We start from the raw sequence: 17,936 nt of genomic DNA on the forward strand, positions 1-17,936 counted from the left end.
TTTTACCTCTTTAGTTTATAAATTTTTGCTGCCCCATCAAGTATGACTGGCTCAAAAATTTTTGGATCGTACCTTTCAAGCACAAAAAGCTGGATGTATGCGCTATTTAAAATACTTTCATCAAGGATGATAAACCTACCATAATCTCTCATAAAAATGACAGAAATATTTGAGCTTTCGTTATTTTTATACTCTTTGACATTTAGCTTGCCAGCCTCGTTGTAATCAGTCTCTATGAAAGATTTAAGAGGCAAGATGTTGCCATCATAGATTAAATTTGTGACATCACTTGTGAGCGTAAATCCACCATTTAGTCTAATGCCATTTTCATTTTGAGAGATCGCTCTTGTGACGATAAAAAGGCCGTTGTTTAAATTTTTACCGCTTTTTAGATCGATCTTGCTAAATTGCAAAATGGTCGGAAAAATACCAAGCATCCTATCTGGCAAGTAGTAGTAAATATCCCTTGTCTTTGCTGGAAGGCTAAAATTTGCCTCTTTTATATCACTAAAAAACTGATCGATGCTTGCATTTCTCTCTTTTAAAATTTGAGCCAAATTGCCATTAAATCGCTCTTTAAAATTTCTCTCTGTGTACTCAACATCAAGTCTTGCCATATTTGCCGAGCTCATCTCATCGCTTCCAAGCGCAAAACTCACGGCAAAATTTTCACGTCCAAGGTGCTTTCCGCCATCAATTAGCGTCTTAACATCGCTGTAATATCTGATCGGATATCCATAGTCCCACCACGCAACCACGTAGTCCTCGCGTCCTACGATACCTTTTAGCTTATTTAAAATTTCAACCTCTTTGTGCACAAAAACTGGCTCAGCTTTGTAGCCATAGATATGAATGAGTGCCGGAGTTAGGGCGAGCACGATTATAAAAGCTCTCGCAAGATTTAGCACTGCTCCTTTTAGCTTTAAATTTGAAAGTATATACTCGGCTATGTATCCAAATCCAAGCGCCATAATAGGCACAGCATAAATAGTAAATCTAAGGCCACTTTTAAATGCCAAAAAGCCAAGTGCAAGCATGCCAAGCGAGACGGCAAACGAGCGGTATTTAAAGCAAAAAAGAGCAACGCCTGCAAGCGAGGTCAGAAATGTTATGACATTTGCGCTGATCCTCTCGCAAAATAGCGTAAAATCAACGATACTTGACTCTTGGATAGTTTGATTGACATTAAAAAAATGAAAACTCATACCGCCAACTTCAGGCGCATCTCTAAAGACGTAAAATTTAAGCTGAAAAATAATCGGATTTAGTCCGCCACGAATTACAAAAACAATAAAAACAACTGCCAAAATACCAAGAACAAATTTTAAATTCATCACCTCTTTTTTAAAAAGACAAAACGCATAAATAGCGATGATAGCAATAAATTTAAGCATTAGATCAAGGTTCGAAATAGCAAGTAGAAGCAGCGAAATTTCAAGATAAAAAAGAGGATTTTTCCTATCAAAAATGAGTGTGTAAAACAAAAATAACGCCGTTAAAATACTAATAAGCGAAAAGGCACTCGCATACCACCACATGTAAATAAGCACGCTTAAAGGCGCGATTATTAGGCTCTTTGCGTCCTTTTTCTCAAGCACTCTAATAAGTCCCCAGACGACAAAGACGCTAAGTGGAATGATGAGCATGTCAGTGTCGTAATATCCTGCCATTGTGCGGTTGTAGTAGCTATTTGCGACGACAGCAAGAAGTGCGGCGATAAAGCCAGCCATTTTTAGTTTGTATTCATTTGCGATCAGGATAACAGGCACAGCGACAAGCGATGAAAAAAATACACTCATATAAATCATCGCTGTCTCAAGCTTGACACCTAGAAATTTCACGATCCAGTAAGTAAGCGTCGAGAGCGGATAGCCGTAGTAGCTAAGGTCGTTTTCTTGGTGAAAGCCAGCCAGCATGTCCCTTGCACCCTCGGCAAATGCGTAGCCGTCGTTTGTGCTGATCATTAGCTCGTTGTTCCAGAAAAATACCGGATATTCACTCGCCCAAAAGACCCAGTAGAGCCTACAAACCATGCCAAAAAGGACCGCGACAAATATCATCAAGTATAAAGAGTAATTTTTAAAAAATAAATTTCTATTCATTAGGATTTTCCAAAAAATTTATAAGCTTGCTCGCTATATTTTTACTATCGAAAAATTTAGCCCGATTATACGCAACATTTTCAAAATTTTGCCTTATCTTTGGCTCGTTAAGCACCTTTATCATCGCCTCTTTCATCGCATTTTCGTCATCAACTGGTACCAAAATGCCAAACTCACTCTCGCCCAAAAGCTCCTTTGCGCCGCTCTTGTGCTCGGTTGAAATGATAGTTTTTTCGCACGCTAGTGCTTCAAGCAAGACATTTGAAAAGCCCTCAAAACGCGAGGCACAAAGCAAACACGAGGCGTTTTTTATATGCCTAAAAGGATTTTTATCAGTGCCAAGAAGCTTTACTCGCTCGCCAACGCCAAGCTCATCAATTAAATTTTCTAGTTCATCTTTTAATGGTCCTTTGCCAAGAATGCCAAGCGTGGCACGAGGGTCGTTAATTGAGGCTATTATTTTTATTAGCATGGCTTGATTTTTGCCACTATCAAGGCGGCCAATGTTTATGAAAAATGGCTTAAAATCGCTCCCAAGTGGCTCATCTTTTAGTAAGTTTATAGTTTTTAGATCAAGGGCGTTATAAAGCACCTTTGTTTTTGCCTCGCTCATGCCAAAATTTCTTACCAGATCCTCTTTGTTGCCAGCTGCATTTGCAAGAATGAGATCTGCTTTTTTATAAAGATGAGTGAGTAAAAATTTATTAACCTTGCCGCTTATATCGTTTTTATATAAGATAGACGGACAGCTTCGCTCGCTGATAACCAGCCTAGCCCTTAGCCCTAAAATCCTAGCTATTGCGGCGATATAGCAAGGGCGGTTCATCAGCACAAACTGCGTGTCGATACCCAAATTTTGGCAAAGCTTTTTATACTTAAACGCAAGCATTGGCATCGCCAAAAAGAGCCTTGCAAGCTTTTTTAGCCCGCTCTCATAAGGATCGCTATTTTCTATAAAGTGGATATTTACCTCGTTTGGGATCTCGTAGGCGATGACCTTACTCATTAAGATGAGGTGAACTTCATAACTTCTAACCAAAAATGGCAGTAAATTTGCCACATTTCGCTCAGCTCCGCCAGGCCCCATCGAGTATAAAAAAACGGCTATTTTTTTCACTTGCCAACAACCTTTTTTATAAATTCTCGCCACTGCTTGATGATATTTTCTTTGCTAAATAAATTTGCACTTTCGCTGGCGTTTTTTGCTAGTTTTTGCCTTAAATTTTCATCTTTTAAAAGCATCTCAAGCTTATCTTTTAGATCATCTGCGTCACCATTTTTAAAGATAAGCCCGTCAACGCCGTCATTTATAAGCTCTCTTGCGCCCACAGTGTCGCTACTTAGCCTAGCGCAACCAAAAGCGCCTGATTCGATTAGTACGTTTGAAAGCCCCTCGCTTCTTGAGCTAAGAGTAAAAAATTTTGCCTCACTATAAAGCTTTGTGACGTCGCTCATGTGACCTAGAAAATTGATGTTAAGCCCTAAATTTGACGCCATTTTTTTTAGTTCCGTCTCCTGCCTACCACTGCCTGCGATCTTTATCTCCCAGCCATCAAGCAAGCTCTTATCTATCTTGCTAAGCGCCTCAAAATAGATATCATAGCCCTTTACCGCCTCCAGTCTCGCCACGCTTAAGATGACATTTTGCTTCTCGCAATTTTCAGGCACGTCGATAAAAAGTGGGTTGTGGATGACCTCGCAGTTTTTGGCAAATTTATAGTAGTCGTAGTCGCTTTTGCTTAGCGCGCTTAAGCCATCTACAAAGCGGTAGCTAATATCACGCATAGCGCTTGCGACTTTACTTTTTAAGTAGCTATGCTCGTGGTGCTCGGTTGCTATTAGCTTGCTCTTTAGTCCAAAATTTGCCAACACACAAGCGACGTTTGTCCAGTCGATAAAGCTCATTATGAGATCAGCTTTTTGCTCTTTAAAAAGTGCTCTAAGGGCGAAAATTTTCTTAAATTTTAAAGCCAGACCTGAGCCAGTGACGTTAAGGTTTATGATATTTATTCTTTCACTAAATTTATAAAGTCCAAGATCCTCTTCAATCACGGCGATAGTGACCTCATTGCCTTTGCAAAGCTCATTTGCAAGCACATTTAGCACTCGCTCAGCTCCGCCGTTTCTAAGTGCGGCGATGACAAAAAGAATTTTCACTTTACACCTCCAAGCCTTAAAAGCTCCAGCCACTTTTTATAAATTTGCTCCACGCTAAACTCATCAAGTCTAGCCCTTGCGTTTTTGACAAATTCGCCCATTTTTGCTTCATCTTGCAGCAAATTTACAAGCTTTTCGCTCATCTGCCCAGCGTCATTTATCTCACAAAGCAAGCCATCAAAGCCATCTTTTATAAGCTCTTTTGCCCCGCTAGTTTTTGTCGCAACCCGCACGCAGTCATAGTTTATCGCCTCTATCAATGTGTTTCCAAGACCCTCGAAATTTGAGCAAGAAAGCAGCACCTTTGCTCTTTTATAAAGTGAGGCGATGTCGCTTACATTGCTTAAGAATTCGACATCAGCGCCCAAACTTTTAGCTAAATTTTCTAAATTTGCTCTCTCGCCGCCATCTCCAGCAACTGCGAATTTATAGCCACTTTGCTTTAAGCTTGCAGCCACTCTTATAAACATTTCGCAGTTTTTTATCTTATTTAGCCTGCCAACAAAAATTACTAAATTTTCTTTAGCAAAGCTCTCATTGCGCACCTCTTCAAAGAGTGGGTTGTAAATTTTCATCACATTTTTGCAAAATTTAGAGTAGTAGCCAAGATCCTCGTCGCTTAAGACGCTAAGTGCGTTTGCAAATGGATAGCTTATGCGTCTTAGCACCTTAAAAATGGCTCTTTTTGGCGCAAGATAGTTTGTGTGCTCGCTTATGATTATAGGCGTTTTTAGCCCAGCCGAGCTAAAGAGTACCAAGGTATTTACGGCATCTAAAAAGGATATCACAGCATCAAATTTGCCCTCTCTTATGAGCGCTCTTAAGGCAAGCACCTTTGAAACTCTCTTTTTTAAATTTCCAACCAAGCCAAGCTCATCAGCCCCAACGCCTAAATTTATGAGCTTCACGCCACTTGCTAGCTCGTAAAATGGCTCGTCCTTGTCAAATTTAACAAGGCTTACATCATGATCCAAGCTAAATCTTGATGCGATCACCGCGCAAACCCGCTCTGCACCGCCACTTCTAAGCGTTGATGTGACAAATAATATCCTCATACGCCAAACCTTTGTTTTATCTTCACTCTAAGCTTTGAGAGTGCTGGTAAAATGCCACTTGGAAGTGGGCTAAGTAGTAAGAAAATAAACGCCTCTTTGCTAAATTTAATGCTAAGGCTTTTAAAAATACACCTTAACATCAGGCCATATTCGCCTGCTATTTTGGCGTAGTAAGCGGCGTTTTTATACTGCAAAGCTAGAAATTTTGGCTCATTTTTTATAGCGATGTCGTAGTGCAAATTTGCCGTTTTTATATAGGCGTTTGCCACGTTTAACGCGTGTTTGCTGGCATTTAGCGTCGCACTATCGCTTCTTGCGATGCGGTAGATGTAAAGTGGCTTTTTAAGATAAAAGACATTTTTTTCAAAAAAGCGGATATAAAGCTCATTTTCGCCGCCAAAACTGCTCTCATCAAATCTAAAACCATCTATAAATTCACGCGAAAAAAGCTTAAAATACTCGCCATTTATCCGCCCGCAGTGATAATCAACCTTGCTCATCGCCCCACTCTTGTTATATGGGCTTCTACCAGCCACGACATCGGTCATCACGCCATCTTTCTCACAGATCGCATCCGCAAAAACGCACGAGTACTCGCCACTTTTTAAAATTTCATAACACTGGGCAATCGCCTCTGGCAAAAGCTCGTCGTCATCGTCAAGCAAGCAGACAAACTCGCCTGTTGCGTTGTCAAAGCCGTTATTTTTGTTGCCATTTGGGCTCTTTTTGTGGGCTCTATTTTTTACAAATTTGATCCTTGCATCGTTAAAACTTTTGCAAATTTCACTCGCACTCTCGTCATCGCCGTCGTCAGTTACTATGATCTCTAAATTTTCATAGCTTTGAGCTAGAGCGCTTTTTATGGCCTTTTGTAAAAGCTCTGGGCGCTTGTAGGTCGCTGTTACTATGCTAATTAACGGCCTCATCATCTAGCCCCTTTTAAAAATTCTCTCATAACCTTGAAGCTTTTCAAGCCGTGAGAAAAGTATAAATTTAAATGTTTTTATGTATGCCTTTAAATTTGCACTATATCCTCTCTCAAGGCGCTCACCCTCGATGTTTGAGCCGCTTAGATCGGTTGGGTGCGCAAAGAGATCACAAAAATACATCTGCATATCATTAACACCAAGCAAATAGTCCCAAACATCGGTCGTACAAAGTGCACGTTTGTGAATTTCAAGCAAATTTTTAGCGCTTTTTTTAGTTAGCACATAAGCCCCTGCTCTATAAATGCTTGAAAATGAGTGCTTTGAGACCTGCCAAAGTGGCTTACTTAGGCTACTATCCACCTTTTTGCCAAAGGCGCTAAACCTGCCCTCCAGCCCATCTTGCATGCCACATATGAGCACGCTGTTTTCAGGCATCTTGTTAGCTGCTAAAAAGGCCTCTTTTATGGCCAGATCGTCTCCGATTACGTCATCTTCAAAGATGAGGGCAAATTTGGCCTCACTTGCTAAAAACACCTCGTAGGCCTTCACGTGCGAGAGCGAACAGCCAACCTCAGCTGGGCTTAAAACCTTGCCGTAAGCTTTAAATGATGGCGAAATAATCTTGTAGTACTCCCTCGCGTTTAGCTCCCTGCCATCAACTGCGTCTATTAGTTTAAAGCTATCATAAGAGGCAAATTTCTGCTGCAAAAGCTCGCGCCTTTTGGTATCTTTTGCTAAAGAGATCAGGTAAATTTCATCCATTTAAGACCTTTTAATTTTTTTTAAAATTTTACGCCATACTATGCCTCTCTCGAAGACATTAAAAAACAAGAAAAATCCCAAAACATAAGCTGCGCCGGCGTATATCGCAGCAAAGATAGCAAATTTTAGCCAGTTATCTAAGCTCACAAAGTCCTTGCAGGCAAACATCACAAGTACACAAAGCACAAAAACTACTAAATTTTTAAAATAAACCCCGTAAAAGGTGGTGAGTTTCACCTCTAAATTTAAAGCAGCATTTATTAGATCAAAGCCAAGAATTCTTATGCTATAAAAAATGGCTGCGACGATGACAATACCATAAACGCCGTAGCCACTAAATTTAAGCAGTGCGATCTGCGCTATGATCGTGCTAACGCCAAGAATAGTGTTGGCAACGGCTGGTCGGCGAAGCTTGTTTGTCGCGCTATCAAGGTTAAAAAGCGAGAAAACAAAGCTGATAAAGACGATAGGCACAAGCGTGATCATCGAGACGTTGTAGATAAATTTGATCTCGTCCGCACTTTTAAACGGCAGCCAAAGCGTGTAGAAATCCAGCCCAAAAACGACAAAAAATGCGGCCGGAGCGCTCATTACAAAGGCGATCACCTTCATTGAAAATTTAGCCTCTTTTATAAGATCTGTGATCAAATTTTTTGAGTAAAGCTCGACAAATTTTGGCGCAAATATACCGCTAAGCTGCGCTACAAAGCTCTCAAGTATGATAGGGGCAGCCTTGGCGACTGAAAGAAGACCAGTGGCGTTTGCATTTACAAAAATGTTGCAGATAAAGAGGTCCATGCCCGTTAAAAGTATGCGATTTAGCGCGTTAAAGCTGTTCCAAATGCCAGAGCTTAGAAGCTCTTTGATCTTAGAAAAGTCAAATTTACTAAGGCTAAATTTTAGCTCTGGCGTGATGCGAGCTGACATAAAAATGGTGCTAAAAAAGACAAAAAGGCTAGCAACTAGCGCTGAAATGGCGATATAAGAAATAAATGGCTTAAAAAAGTAAAAAAGTGCGACGATAAGGGCTGCCAAGATCGCGCTTGAGATGGCATTTCTGATGGAGAGCAGATAGAGCTTGTTTGTCACAAAGGCACATACCGTTAAAACGCCGTTAAATAGGCCGACGCAGAAATTTATAAAGTAAAAAACAAGGGTCATTCTCACGTCAAAGAGTAAATTTTCAGGGACGTTTAAAAACCTTTGCAAATTTAGTATAAAAATGGAGCTAAGCACCACCACAACGGCGCAAAAGAAGATATTTACGACAAGCACTGATGAGTAGTAGGTGTTTGCAAGGTTTAGATCTTTTTTGTGCCAAGCATGAGCGACAAAGCGCCCACTAACAGAGTTTATTGCTACACTCACGACCGCTGCGTAGCTAACGATGGCGTTACTAAGACCCACAAAGCCAAACGCCTCATTGCCAAGGCTTTTTAAGATAAATGGCGTAAGAAAGAAATTTATGCCCATTGATACGACAAAAACGACGATTGAGCTTATTAGATTGATTAGCATTAGATTTTTAACCTATAAATTTTTACGCCACTTGAGATGACAAATGGCTCAAAGTATCTCTCATCGGCCTTTTCAAATATAAAAAGCTGCACAAAAGATGAGTTAAAAGCATTTTCATCAAGCAACAATATCCGCGCATAATCTTCCAAAAAAACCACATAAATTTTGGCATTTTTATCTATGATTTTTTCATCTATTCGCAAATCTTTTCCAGCACCTTTTACCTTATAAAATGATTTTATAGCTTTTTTCTCGCCGTTATGTATGATAAATTTTTGCTCATTTGTAGGCAAAGTATAGCCGTCTCCAAGGTCAATACCAGCTTCGCTAACGCCATTTAATGCACTAACATGATAAAAATTCTCTTTTTGTCTTTTGCCAGTTGTAATGTCGATATAGCTATATCTAAAGATATTTGGTGCGATGTCAATCATATTTGGCACAAGATAGTAAAAAACATCTTTTTTTGCAGCTGGCAGAGTGAAATTTTCGCTTTCAAGCTGACTTAAAAAAGTATTTATATCACTTGTGTTGTAGTCTTTTAAAATTTTATCTATTGGCCTTATATTTTGCTCAAGCGAGGTGTCATTATACGTAACTGCCACTCTTGCAAGTCTAGCCGAAAATGCCTCATCTTTTCTCAAAGCAAGGCTAACAAAATAATTATTTTCGCCACCTTGTCTACCAGGATCGTTTAAAGTCATGACATCAGCAAAATACTTTATACCATATCCATAATCCCACCACGAAAATACATAATCATCGCGCTTAGTGAGCTTTTTAAGTTCATCAAGCGCAATTGCCTCATCACGGTTAATCACAGTGTTTGGCCTATATGAATAAGCAAAATCTAAATTTATAGCAAGAGCGGCTACGGCAAAAACTAAAAATGATAAATTTTTAATGAAATTTCTAAGATCAAATAAATTTAAAAAAAAATGCAAAAAATAACCAAAACCAAGCGCAACAAGTGGTGTTACGTACATAACAAATCTAACTCCGCTAAAGAAAGAGAGGAGTCCAAGTCCAAGCATTGGCAACGTAAGTAAGAATGGACGAAATTTAAAGCAAAGTAGCAAGTATCCAATAATAGCTGCCAGTAATATAAGAATATTTCCCGACATGAAATATATAAAATACAAAGGACTGGCACTTTTTACTTCGCTGATGAAATTATATTCATTTATAAAGTGAAATTTATCGCTAAGAATTTCATTGCCTTTAAAAACATAAATACCCATCTTTGAAGTAATGAAATCAAAACCACCAAAATAGATAAAAATAGCTAGCATTAAAGTAAGAAAAATGGCTAATTTTCTAGCTGAGAGTAAATTTTTATATTTGCAAAAAAGAGAGAAAAATAAAGCAATAACTACTAAATTAAAAATCAAAATTTTATTTGCTATTAGTGGATCTTTAGTAAAAACATTTGAGCTTACGATGCTTATAAATATAAAAAATATCGCTTGATAATTTTGCAATCTATCTCGCATAAAAACTATCGTATATAGTAAAAACATAAAGAAAATGCTTAAAATAAGTGCATAAGAGCTTTGATACCACCAAAGATAAAGCGATACAAAGACTCCAGGCAAAACGATAAATTTTTGTTCATTTGTGTTTAAAAGCCTGATCAAAAAATAGATGATAAAAAGCGCAAATGTGACATTTAACATGTCACTATCAAAATATCCAGGCGATGTCCTTGAAAGATAGCTTGGCAAGATAACACTCATAAATGCAGCCACAGCCCCAGCTTTTAGCGCTTTGAGCTCATTTGATATCAAAATAACTGGAAGTGCGATAAGAGGAGCTAAAAAGATGCTCATATAAAACATCACGCTTTCGATCTTAAAAGGAAAAATTTTACAAATATAAAAAACTATGGTTGAGATTGGGTGATTAAAGGGGCTAAAGTCATTTTGCTGATGAAAGCCAGCCAGCATATCTCTAGCGCTCTCTGCGTAATAATATGCGTCATTTGTCGTAAGCATAAACTCGCCATTAAAGTAAAACTCTGGCATATCCTTTGCCCACAATACCCAGAGCATCCTGGCCGCAAATCCAAACAGATAAGCAGCCAGAAATATAATTAAAATTTTACAATTTACGCTTACTTTGTGCACTAAATTCCTTACAGCCTAGCGTCAGCCTCTGGATAGATATTTTTTATATCATAAACTAAATGGCCTTTTAAATTTAGCTTTTTAAACTCATTGTGAGCTACGGCGATCACAATGCAGTCGTAGTCATCTAAGCTATACTCTTTCACTAAATCAAAGCCGTACTCGTGTTTTACCTCAGCGCTATCAGCCCAAGGATCAGTCACATCGACCTTGCAGCCAAAGTCTTTTAGCTCATCAACTACATCTATAACGCGAGAATTTCTTATATCAGGGCAGTTTTCTTTAAATGTCATACCAAGGACAAGCACACGCGCTTTGTTGATAAGCACACCTTTTCTTATCATTAGTTTTATAACCTGATCAGCTGCGTATCTTCCCATGTCATCGTTGATACGGCGACCTGCTAGGATCATCTCTGGATGATAGCCTACCTCTTGAGCTTTGTGAGTGAGGTAGTATGGATCTACGCCGATGCAGTGTCCACCAACTAGACCTGGACGGAAATTTAAGAAATTCCACTTAGTACCTGCAGCCTCAAGCACGTCGATAGTGTTGATGTGAAGCTTTTCAAACAGCATCGCAAGCTCGTTTATAAAGGCGATGTTTATATCACGCTGAGTGTTTTCGATTACCTTTGCAGCCTCGGCTACTTTGATGCTTGAGGCCTTATGAGTGCCGGCTGTGATGATTGAGCGATAAATTTCATCGACCTTGTCAGCGATCTCTGGAGTTGAGCCACTTGTGATCTTTTTGATCTTTGTTACAGTATGCTCTTTATCACCTGGGTTTATACGCTCTGGAGAGTAGCCGCAGAAGAAGTCTTTGTTAAATTTAAGCCCACTTTTTTCAAGAAGTGGCACGCAAATCTCCTCTGTAACGCCTGGATAAACGGTGCTTTCATAGACAACGATGTCGCCTTTTTTAAGCACTTTTGCCACACTCTCGGTTGCTTTTACGACTGGAGTTAGATCAGGGCGCTTATTCTTATCTATTGGAGTCGGGACGGTTACGATAAAGAAGTTGCAACTTCTGATGTCATCTAAATTTAGACTAAATTTCATGCCATTATCGATCGCTTTTTTCATCTGTTCGTTACTAAGTTCAAGCGTTCTATCATAGCCACTTTTAAGCTCTTCTATACGTTTTGCATTTACATCAAAGCCCACTACTTCGTACTTCTCGCTAAAAGCTGCTGCAAGTGGAAGTCCCACATATCCTAGTCCTACTACTGCTATTTTCATTTACTTTTTCCTTTCTTTTTTGCTTCTATCTTTTTTACGCGTTCGTACATTCTTATTTCCGCACTTACGCCTTTTGGAGTTATGATCCTAATAGGGCTAACGCCTGGTAAAATTTTAGTGAATTCATAATAAACCCGCCTCTTTTTCTCTCCGTCCTTGCAAAGCCACATCGTTTGCTCTAGCTCGTCACCGCCGCTAAATTCGTAATAAATCCCGCGCGCGTCCTCTTTTTCCTCGAGCTTTCCGCCGAGTAAAAAGGCGAAGTTGCAGTCGATTTTTATCTCTTTAAAAAATGCGACTTCGTATTTAAAATAATCAGGCGGCATCTTTGAGATAGGTAGCTCAAAAATATTTTCCTCAGTTTTTAGCGCATTTTCGCCTGCCAAAAGTACAAACGGAAGCGCGAAAGCCGCGATAAAAAGTAAAAATTTTCTCATGCCTTTACTCCAATTTGAAAATACTTAAATCCATGCTCAGCTAAAATTTTAGTGTTGTATTGGTTGCGCCCGTCAAATATGACAGCATTTTTTAGTCTTTGTTTGACCTCCATAAAATCAGGCGATCTAAACTCGCTCCACTCGGTGACAAGCACCATAGCATCGGCGTTATCAAGCGCATCGTACTTATTTTTAGCATATCTTATATCTAAATTTGGCATATATTTTTTAGCTTCTTCGCTTGATTTTGGATCATATGCCACCACTTTTGTACCAGCTTCGTCTAAAAGCTTTATCAAAGTTAGCGAGCTTGCCTCGCGCATATCGTCTGTGTTTGGCTTAAACGCAAGCCCCCAAAGCGCGATCGTCTTGCCCTTTAGATCTCCACCAAAGAAGTTATAAATTTTCTCAAATAGCACTCTTTTTTGAGCCTTATTTCTTGACTCGACCGCGTTTAAAAGCTCTGGCTCAAATCCATTTTGTCTAGCTGTGTAGATGAGTGCCTCAACGTCTTTTGGAAAGCAGCTGCCACCGTATCCGCAGCCTGGGTAGATGAAGCTATATCCGATCCTTGAGTCACTGCCGATGCCTTTTCGCACTAAATTTACGTCCGCACCAACACGTTCACAGATATTTGCTATCTCGTTTATGAAGCTTATTTTGGTTGCCAGCATCGAATTTGCAGCGTATTTTGTCATCTCGGCTGATTTTACGTCCATGCAAATAAGTCTGTCGTGATTTTTCATAAACGGCTCATAAAGCTCTCTCATCACGCTAAAGCCCCACTCACTGCTAGCTCCGATAACAACGCGATCTGGCTTTAAAAAGTCCTCGACTGCCGCGCCCTCTTTTAAAAACTCTGGGTTTGAGACGACTTCAAATTTAATATCCACATTTCTTTTTTCAAGCTCAGACTTGATAACCTCATGAACCCTGGCTCCAGTGCCTACTGGAACGGTTGATTTATCAACAACTATCAGCGGTTTACTTAAATTTTCTCCGATAGACTTGGCAACCGAGAGAACGTATTTTAAATCCGCCTGCCCATCAGCGCCCATAGGCGTGCCAACTGCGATAAATAACACATCTGCATGCTCTAGCGCCTCAGTTATCTGCGTACTAAATTTAAGCGAACCATTTTTGTAGCACTCGCTCACGATATCAGCAAGCCCTGGCTCATATATCGGTACGATACCGTTTTTTAGTGCTTCGATCTTTTTGCTATCAACATCAACGCAGATCACGCTGTTGCCCATCTTAGCAAAGCATGCACCACTTACTAGTCCAACATATCCGGTTCCGATTACTGCTACTTTCATGCTTATCCTTAAATTTTCTTTTCCCATTCAAGGGCGGTTTTTATGATGAGCGCTAGATCATCTCTTTTTGGCTTCCAGCTTGTTAGCGAGCGTAGTTTGCTTGCGTTTGAGATGAGGATAGCTGGGTCGCCGTCTCTTCTTGGAGCATTTAACACTTTGAAATTTACCCCACTCACCTCTTTTGCGGTCTCGATGACCTCTTTTACGCTAAATCCTCTGCCGTATCCCACGTTAAAAGTTTCACTTCCATTTTGACCGATATACTCTAGCGCACTTATGTGAGCGTCTGCTAGGTCACTAACGTGAATGTAGTCTCTTACACATGTACCATCTTTTGTCGCGTAATCATCGCCAAAGATGCCCATACTGTCACGCTTGCCAAGTATAGTTTGCACAGCTACTTTGATAAGGTGCGTGGCATTTGGATAGTTTTGACCGATTAACCCCTCTTCGTCCGCGCCTGCCACGTTGAAGTAGCGAAGTATTGCAAATTTAAAATTTTTATTTGAAGCGGCGTAGTCTTTAATGATCTGCTCGCTCATAAGCTTACTTCTTCCGTATGGATTTATCGGGTTTGTAGGCGTTGTTTCGCTCACCTCTGCCACGTCTGGCTCGCCATAAACTGCAGCAGTTGAGCTAAATATAAATTTATTTACATTGTAAGTTTTTGCGTATTTTAGCACCCTTGCGACGTTTGCAGTGTTGTTTAGATAGTATTTTAGTGGCTCGCTCATACTCTCAAAAACCTCGATAAACGCCGCAAAATGGATGATCGCATCAAATTTGCCATTTTCAAAAATTTCACTTAGATCATCTTCTAAATTTGCGTTTATGAATTTAAAATTTCCGATTTTTTGGAGCGCCTCAAGTGCTTTTTGTGAGCCCTTGCAGAGATTATCGATGATGGTTATCTCATCTTTACCTTGCTTTAAAAGTGCTTTTACTACGTGGCTGCCGATGTATCCAGCACCACCTGTTACTAAAATTTTCAAGTTTAAGCCTTTCGTAAAAAGTGGTTAATTTTATCAAAAATAGGGTAAAGCAAAAGTAAAACAAGGCTTTTGAATAAATTTTAATCTTCTCTAACCCTTAAAAATATTGGAAATCTTGGCTTGCCATTGGCTGTTAAATTTTGAAATTTATATGTGATGATGGAGCCTATCTTTGGGGGATTTCGGCGCTTTTCATCGCTTAGTCCTGAGCCTATTTTAAAGATAGTGCCAGATTTTGGTTCACCAGATTTTTCTTCACCCTGCTTGCCACCAAGCGCTTTACAGGTAAGCGAACCAGCAAATTTTGCGTATTTGCCGCTGCCTTTATTTATAGCGATTACTTCACACTCGGCATCTTTAAATTTTTTAAATTTCAGTACATTTTTGCTTCTTTTTCGCTCGTACGGTGCATTTGGCTCACGCACGACTGCTCCCTCGCCACCCTTTATAATAATATCCTCTGTAAATTTTAAAAACTGAGCGTTATCTCGCATTTTTATCTGTTTTATGATGATCAAATTTTCATTTGGCTTATTTTTTAGAAATTTAGCCAAAACTTCAAGCCTGTCAAGCAAACCACCACTTGCCTCAGGCACGTCAAAAATATGAAATTTTAGCCTCTGCCAAGCTTTTTCATCGGGTAGCTTATCCATCACGGTCGCTTGAATTTCTTCAAATTTAAGCTCTTTTGCGTAAAGCTCGCCATCGAGCGCAAATTTTGGGAAATTTTTAGTAAAACTTAGCGGCGCATTCAGCCTTTTGCCCTGCCTTGAGAGTAAATTCTCTCCGTCCCAGTAGGCACGCACGCCATCAAGCTTCTCGCTAGCTAGCCAACCACTGACATTTTGATCTTTATACTCGCTAAGGCGTAGCAAATCAAGAGAAAATGCAAAATTTAAAAGGAGTAAAACCGCAAAAAATATTCTAATCAAGCTTTTGCCTTGCAAAAGCAATAATCCAGATGATCGTCTACAACGCCCACACTTTGCAAAAATGCATAGGTGCTAACAGAGCCTAAAAATTTAAACCCTCGCTTTTTTAGCTCCTTTGCCACAAAGTTAGACATCGGCGTAGTGGCTGGCACTTGTTTGATATCTTGATAGTGATTTATGATCTGTTTGCCGTCAAATTTTGGGTCAAATTTTCTTAACAAATATCCCCAAAGATAGTCATAAAAGCTACCAAATTCTTGCGTTACGGATAAAAATGCAAGGGCGTTTGCAGAGAGTGATTTTAGTTTTAATCTGTTGCGAATCAATCTCTCATTTTGCATAAATTTCGCTATCTCAGCCTCGTCGTAAAGCTTGATCTTCTCTGGATCAAAGCCATCAAACGCCTCTCTCATGGCCTCTCTTTTTTGAAGCACTCCATGCCACGAAAGTCCCGCCTGAAAACCCTCCAGAACTATCATTTCAAAAAATTTTCTATCATCTTTTACGACTTTGCCCCACTCGTTATCGTGGTAAGCTATATCAAGCTCGCCTTTTGCCCATTCACATCGCCTCATCTGCTTTCCTTAAATTTTAACTCCGTAAAACTCGCAATACCACTCGACAAATTTAGCCACGCCGTCGTTTACTTTTGTATTTGGCTTGTAGTCAAAATCAGCCACCAAATCGTTCACATCAGCAAATGTTGCTGGCACGTCGCCTGCTTGAAGTGGGAGGAAATTTTTCTTGATCTCGCGGCCGATCTTTATCTCAACCGCCTTGATGTAGTCCATGAGCTCAACTGGGCTGTTATTACCGATGTTATAGACCTTAAACGGCGCTTTTGAAGTGGCAGGGTCTGGGTGCTTTGCGTCCCAAGCTGGATTTGGCTTCGCTGGGTTATCTATGCACTTAATGATGCCCTTTACTATGTCATCCACGTAGGTAAAGTCACGCTTCATCTTGCCGTAGTTAAAGACGTCGATGCTCTTATCTTTAAGTGCGGCATCAACAAACAAAAATAGCGCCATATCAGGGCGTCCCCATGGTCCATAAACGGTAAAAAAGCGAAGTCCGGTCGTTGGCACGTTAAATAGATGGCTATAAGTGTGCGCCATCATCTCGTTGCTCTTTTTGGTCGCTGCGTAGAGACTTATTGGGTGATTGACCCCTTCGTGCGTAGAAAATGGCATGTTCTCATTTAGGCCGTAAACCGAGCTAGAGCTTGCATAGACTAAATTTTTGATCTCATTGTGGCGGCAGCACTCTAGGATATTTGTAAAGCCTGTGATGTTGCTGTCTATATAGGCTTTTGGATTTATAAGCGAGTAGCGAACGCCTGCTTGTGCGGCTAAATTTACTACTACGTCAAATTTTTCTTTAGAAAAAAGCTCTTTCATAGTCTTTTCATCGGCCAAATCGGCTTTTATAAATTTTAAATTCGGATGTGTTTTTGAGGCGATCAGCTTGCCATAATCTATCTCATTTACGTCAAAGCCAGCCGTTTTTAGGCGAGCAAGCTTTAAATTTACGTCGTAATAGTCGTTTATCACGTCATATCCAACGACCTCATCGCCACGTGCTACAAGGGCATTCGCAAGGTGAAATCCTATAAATCCAGCTGTTCCAGTTACTAAAATTTTCATATTTTTCCTTTCATTTTTGGCTTATTTTAGTGCAAAAATGTAAATTTACGTATTTAGATCAGGGTAGTCCCAAGCGTTAAATTCAGCTCTTAAGTCGTCGTTCTCCCAACCTTTGCAACATAACCACTCAAGCCCTGCACGTCTTTCCATAACGACCTCTTCGTCAAGTCCAGCAAGCTTTTTGCCATTTATCCTAGCATCCACACACGCCCAGTGATAACGATAAACTAGGTCAAGTTTGCTTAAAATTTCATCCAAACTGCGCAGTTTTGAGCGGTTTTTGAGCCCACCCTCTCTAAAGACATCCATCACAAACTCACAGTCGCAAATTTTATCCATCTCACCGATATCTTCAGCTATACCAAGCGCCCAAAGCAAGATCCAAAGCGACTCATATTTCCAGCCCATATTTACGGCCAAATTTATATCAGCCCTTCCCTCTACGACCTCTTTTTCTTTTACACTTAGGTCATTATAAAAATCGCCCAAAAAGTCTTTAGCCCAAGCTATCTCATCTTCACTTAGGTGGCCATTGTCACGAATCGTACAAGCACACATAATCGCTGTAAATGAGCAAACCGCACGAGCAATGATCTCATCAACGCTTCTTGGCGTAACTTCACTATTGTCATACCTTAGTGGCAGACTCTCAAGCACAGCCACGCCCTCTTTTTTTAAAATTTTTATGCTCTCATCTTTTCTTTGTTGCGCTGTTTTTGGCAT

Annotated in this window: 16 protein-coding genes; all 16 read right to left on the reverse strand. The window is 40.0% G+C overall.

Annotated features, from left to right (window positions below):
- Positions 1-2 precede the first annotated feature (2 nt).
- The 16 genes from CYP28_RS06520 to CYP28_RS06595 all read right to left on the reverse strand — a co-directional run bounded on the left by CYP28_RS06520 (position 3) and on the right by CYP28_RS06595 (position 17,936).
- The gene (locus CYP28_RS06520; protein ID WP_103593567.1) at positions 3-2,102 is read right to left on the reverse strand and encodes an STT3 domain-containing protein; all 2,100 of its coding nucleotides are present in this window, start codon (positions 2,100-2,102) and stop codon (positions 3-5) included.
- Positions 2,095-3,219 carry an N-acetylgalactosamine-N,N'-diacetylbacillosaminyl-diphospho-undecaprenol 4-alpha-N-acetylgalactosaminyltransferase gene (pglJ, locus tag CYP28_RS06525; RefSeq protein WP_103593568.1) on the reverse strand — a complete coding sequence of 375 codons (1,125 nt, stop codon included), beginning with the start codon at positions 3,217-3,219 and terminating at the stop codon, positions 2,095-2,097. The genes CYP28_RS06520 and pglJ overlap by 8 nt, the downstream gene beginning before the upstream one ends.
- Entirely contained in the window at positions 3,216-4,259 is a 1,044-nt protein-coding gene (locus CYP28_RS06530; protein ID WP_103593569.1) for a glycosyltransferase, read from the reverse strand. Before CYP28_RS06530 ends, pglJ begins: the two co-directional genes overlap by 4 nt.
- Positions 4,256-5,314, reverse strand: coding sequence for a glycosyltransferase (locus CYP28_RS06535; RefSeq protein ID WP_103593570.1), 1,059 nt, complete (start codon positions 5,312-5,314; stop codon positions 4,256-4,258). The genes CYP28_RS06530 and CYP28_RS06535 overlap by 4 nt, the downstream gene beginning before the upstream one ends.
- Positions 5,311-6,243: a glycosyltransferase family 2 protein gene (locus CYP28_RS06540; protein WP_103593571.1), complete on the reverse strand. Its 933-nt coding sequence runs from the start codon at positions 6,241-6,243 to the stop codon at positions 5,311-5,313. Before CYP28_RS06540 ends, CYP28_RS06535 begins: the two co-directional genes overlap by 4 nt.
- The gene (locus CYP28_RS06545; protein ID WP_103593572.1) at positions 6,244-7,005 is read right to left on the reverse strand and encodes a glycosyltransferase family 25 protein; all 762 of its coding nucleotides are present in this window, start codon (positions 7,003-7,005) and stop codon (positions 6,244-6,246) included.
- The gene (locus CYP28_RS06550) at positions 7,006-8,523 is read right to left on the reverse strand and encodes an MATE family efflux transporter (RefSeq protein WP_103593573.1); all 1,518 of its coding nucleotides are present in this window, start codon (positions 8,521-8,523) and stop codon (positions 7,006-7,008) included.
- Complete coding sequence (locus CYP28_RS06555) at positions 8,523-10,649, reverse strand: STT3 domain-containing protein (protein ID WP_103593574.1); 2,127 nt, start codon at positions 10,647-10,649, stop codon at positions 8,523-8,525. Before CYP28_RS06555 ends, CYP28_RS06550 begins: the two co-directional genes overlap by 1 nt.
- Before the next feature lie 8 nt (positions 10,650-10,657).
- Positions 10,658-11,890 (reverse strand): nucleotide sugar dehydrogenase, encoded by a 1,233-nt coding sequence (locus CYP28_RS06560; protein ID WP_103593575.1) that lies wholly within the window; start codon positions 11,888-11,890, stop codon positions 10,658-10,660.
- On the reverse strand, positions 11,887-12,327 hold the full coding sequence (locus CYP28_RS06565; protein ID WP_103593576.1) for an ecotin family protein: 441 nt from the start codon (positions 12,325-12,327) through the stop codon (positions 11,887-11,889). The genes CYP28_RS06560 and CYP28_RS06565 overlap by 4 nt, the downstream gene beginning before the upstream one ends.
- Positions 12,324-13,646, reverse strand: coding sequence for a UDP-glucose dehydrogenase family protein (locus tag CYP28_RS06570; RefSeq protein WP_103593732.1), 1,323 nt, complete (start codon positions 13,644-13,646; stop codon positions 12,324-12,326). Before CYP28_RS06570 ends, CYP28_RS06565 begins: the two co-directional genes overlap by 4 nt.
- Before the next feature lie 8 nt (positions 13,647-13,654).
- Positions 13,655-14,638 (reverse strand): UDP-glucose 4-epimerase GalE, encoded by a 984-nt coding sequence (gene galE, locus CYP28_RS06575; protein ID WP_103593577.1) that lies wholly within the window; start codon positions 14,636-14,638, stop codon positions 13,655-13,657.
- Positions 14,639-14,718: 80 nt separating this feature from the next.
- Positions 14,719-15,567: a DNA ligase gene (locus tag CYP28_RS06580; protein ID WP_103593733.1), complete on the reverse strand. Its 849-nt coding sequence runs from the start codon at positions 15,565-15,567 to the stop codon at positions 14,719-14,721.
- Complete coding sequence (locus CYP28_RS06585) at positions 15,567-16,145, reverse strand: DNA-3-methyladenine glycosylase I (RefSeq protein WP_103593578.1); 579 nt, start codon at positions 16,143-16,145, stop codon at positions 15,567-15,569. The genes CYP28_RS06580 and CYP28_RS06585 overlap by 1 nt, the downstream gene beginning before the upstream one ends.
- Before the next feature lie 9 nt (positions 16,146-16,154).
- A complete protein-coding gene (locus tag CYP28_RS06590) occupies positions 16,155-17,213 on the reverse strand; it encodes an NAD-dependent epimerase (RefSeq protein ID WP_103593579.1) in 1,059 nt (352 codons plus the stop codon).
- Positions 17,214-17,258: 45 nt separating this feature from the next.
- The gene (locus tag CYP28_RS06595) at positions 17,259-17,936 is read right to left on the reverse strand and encodes a DUF4272 domain-containing protein (protein WP_103624656.1); all 678 of its coding nucleotides are present in this window, start codon (positions 17,934-17,936) and stop codon (positions 17,259-17,261) included.

It is taken from the genome of Campylobacter concisus (assembly GCF_002914195.1).
Lineage (GTDB): Bacteria > Campylobacterota > Campylobacteria > Campylobacterales > Campylobacteraceae > Campylobacter_A > Campylobacter_A concisus_M.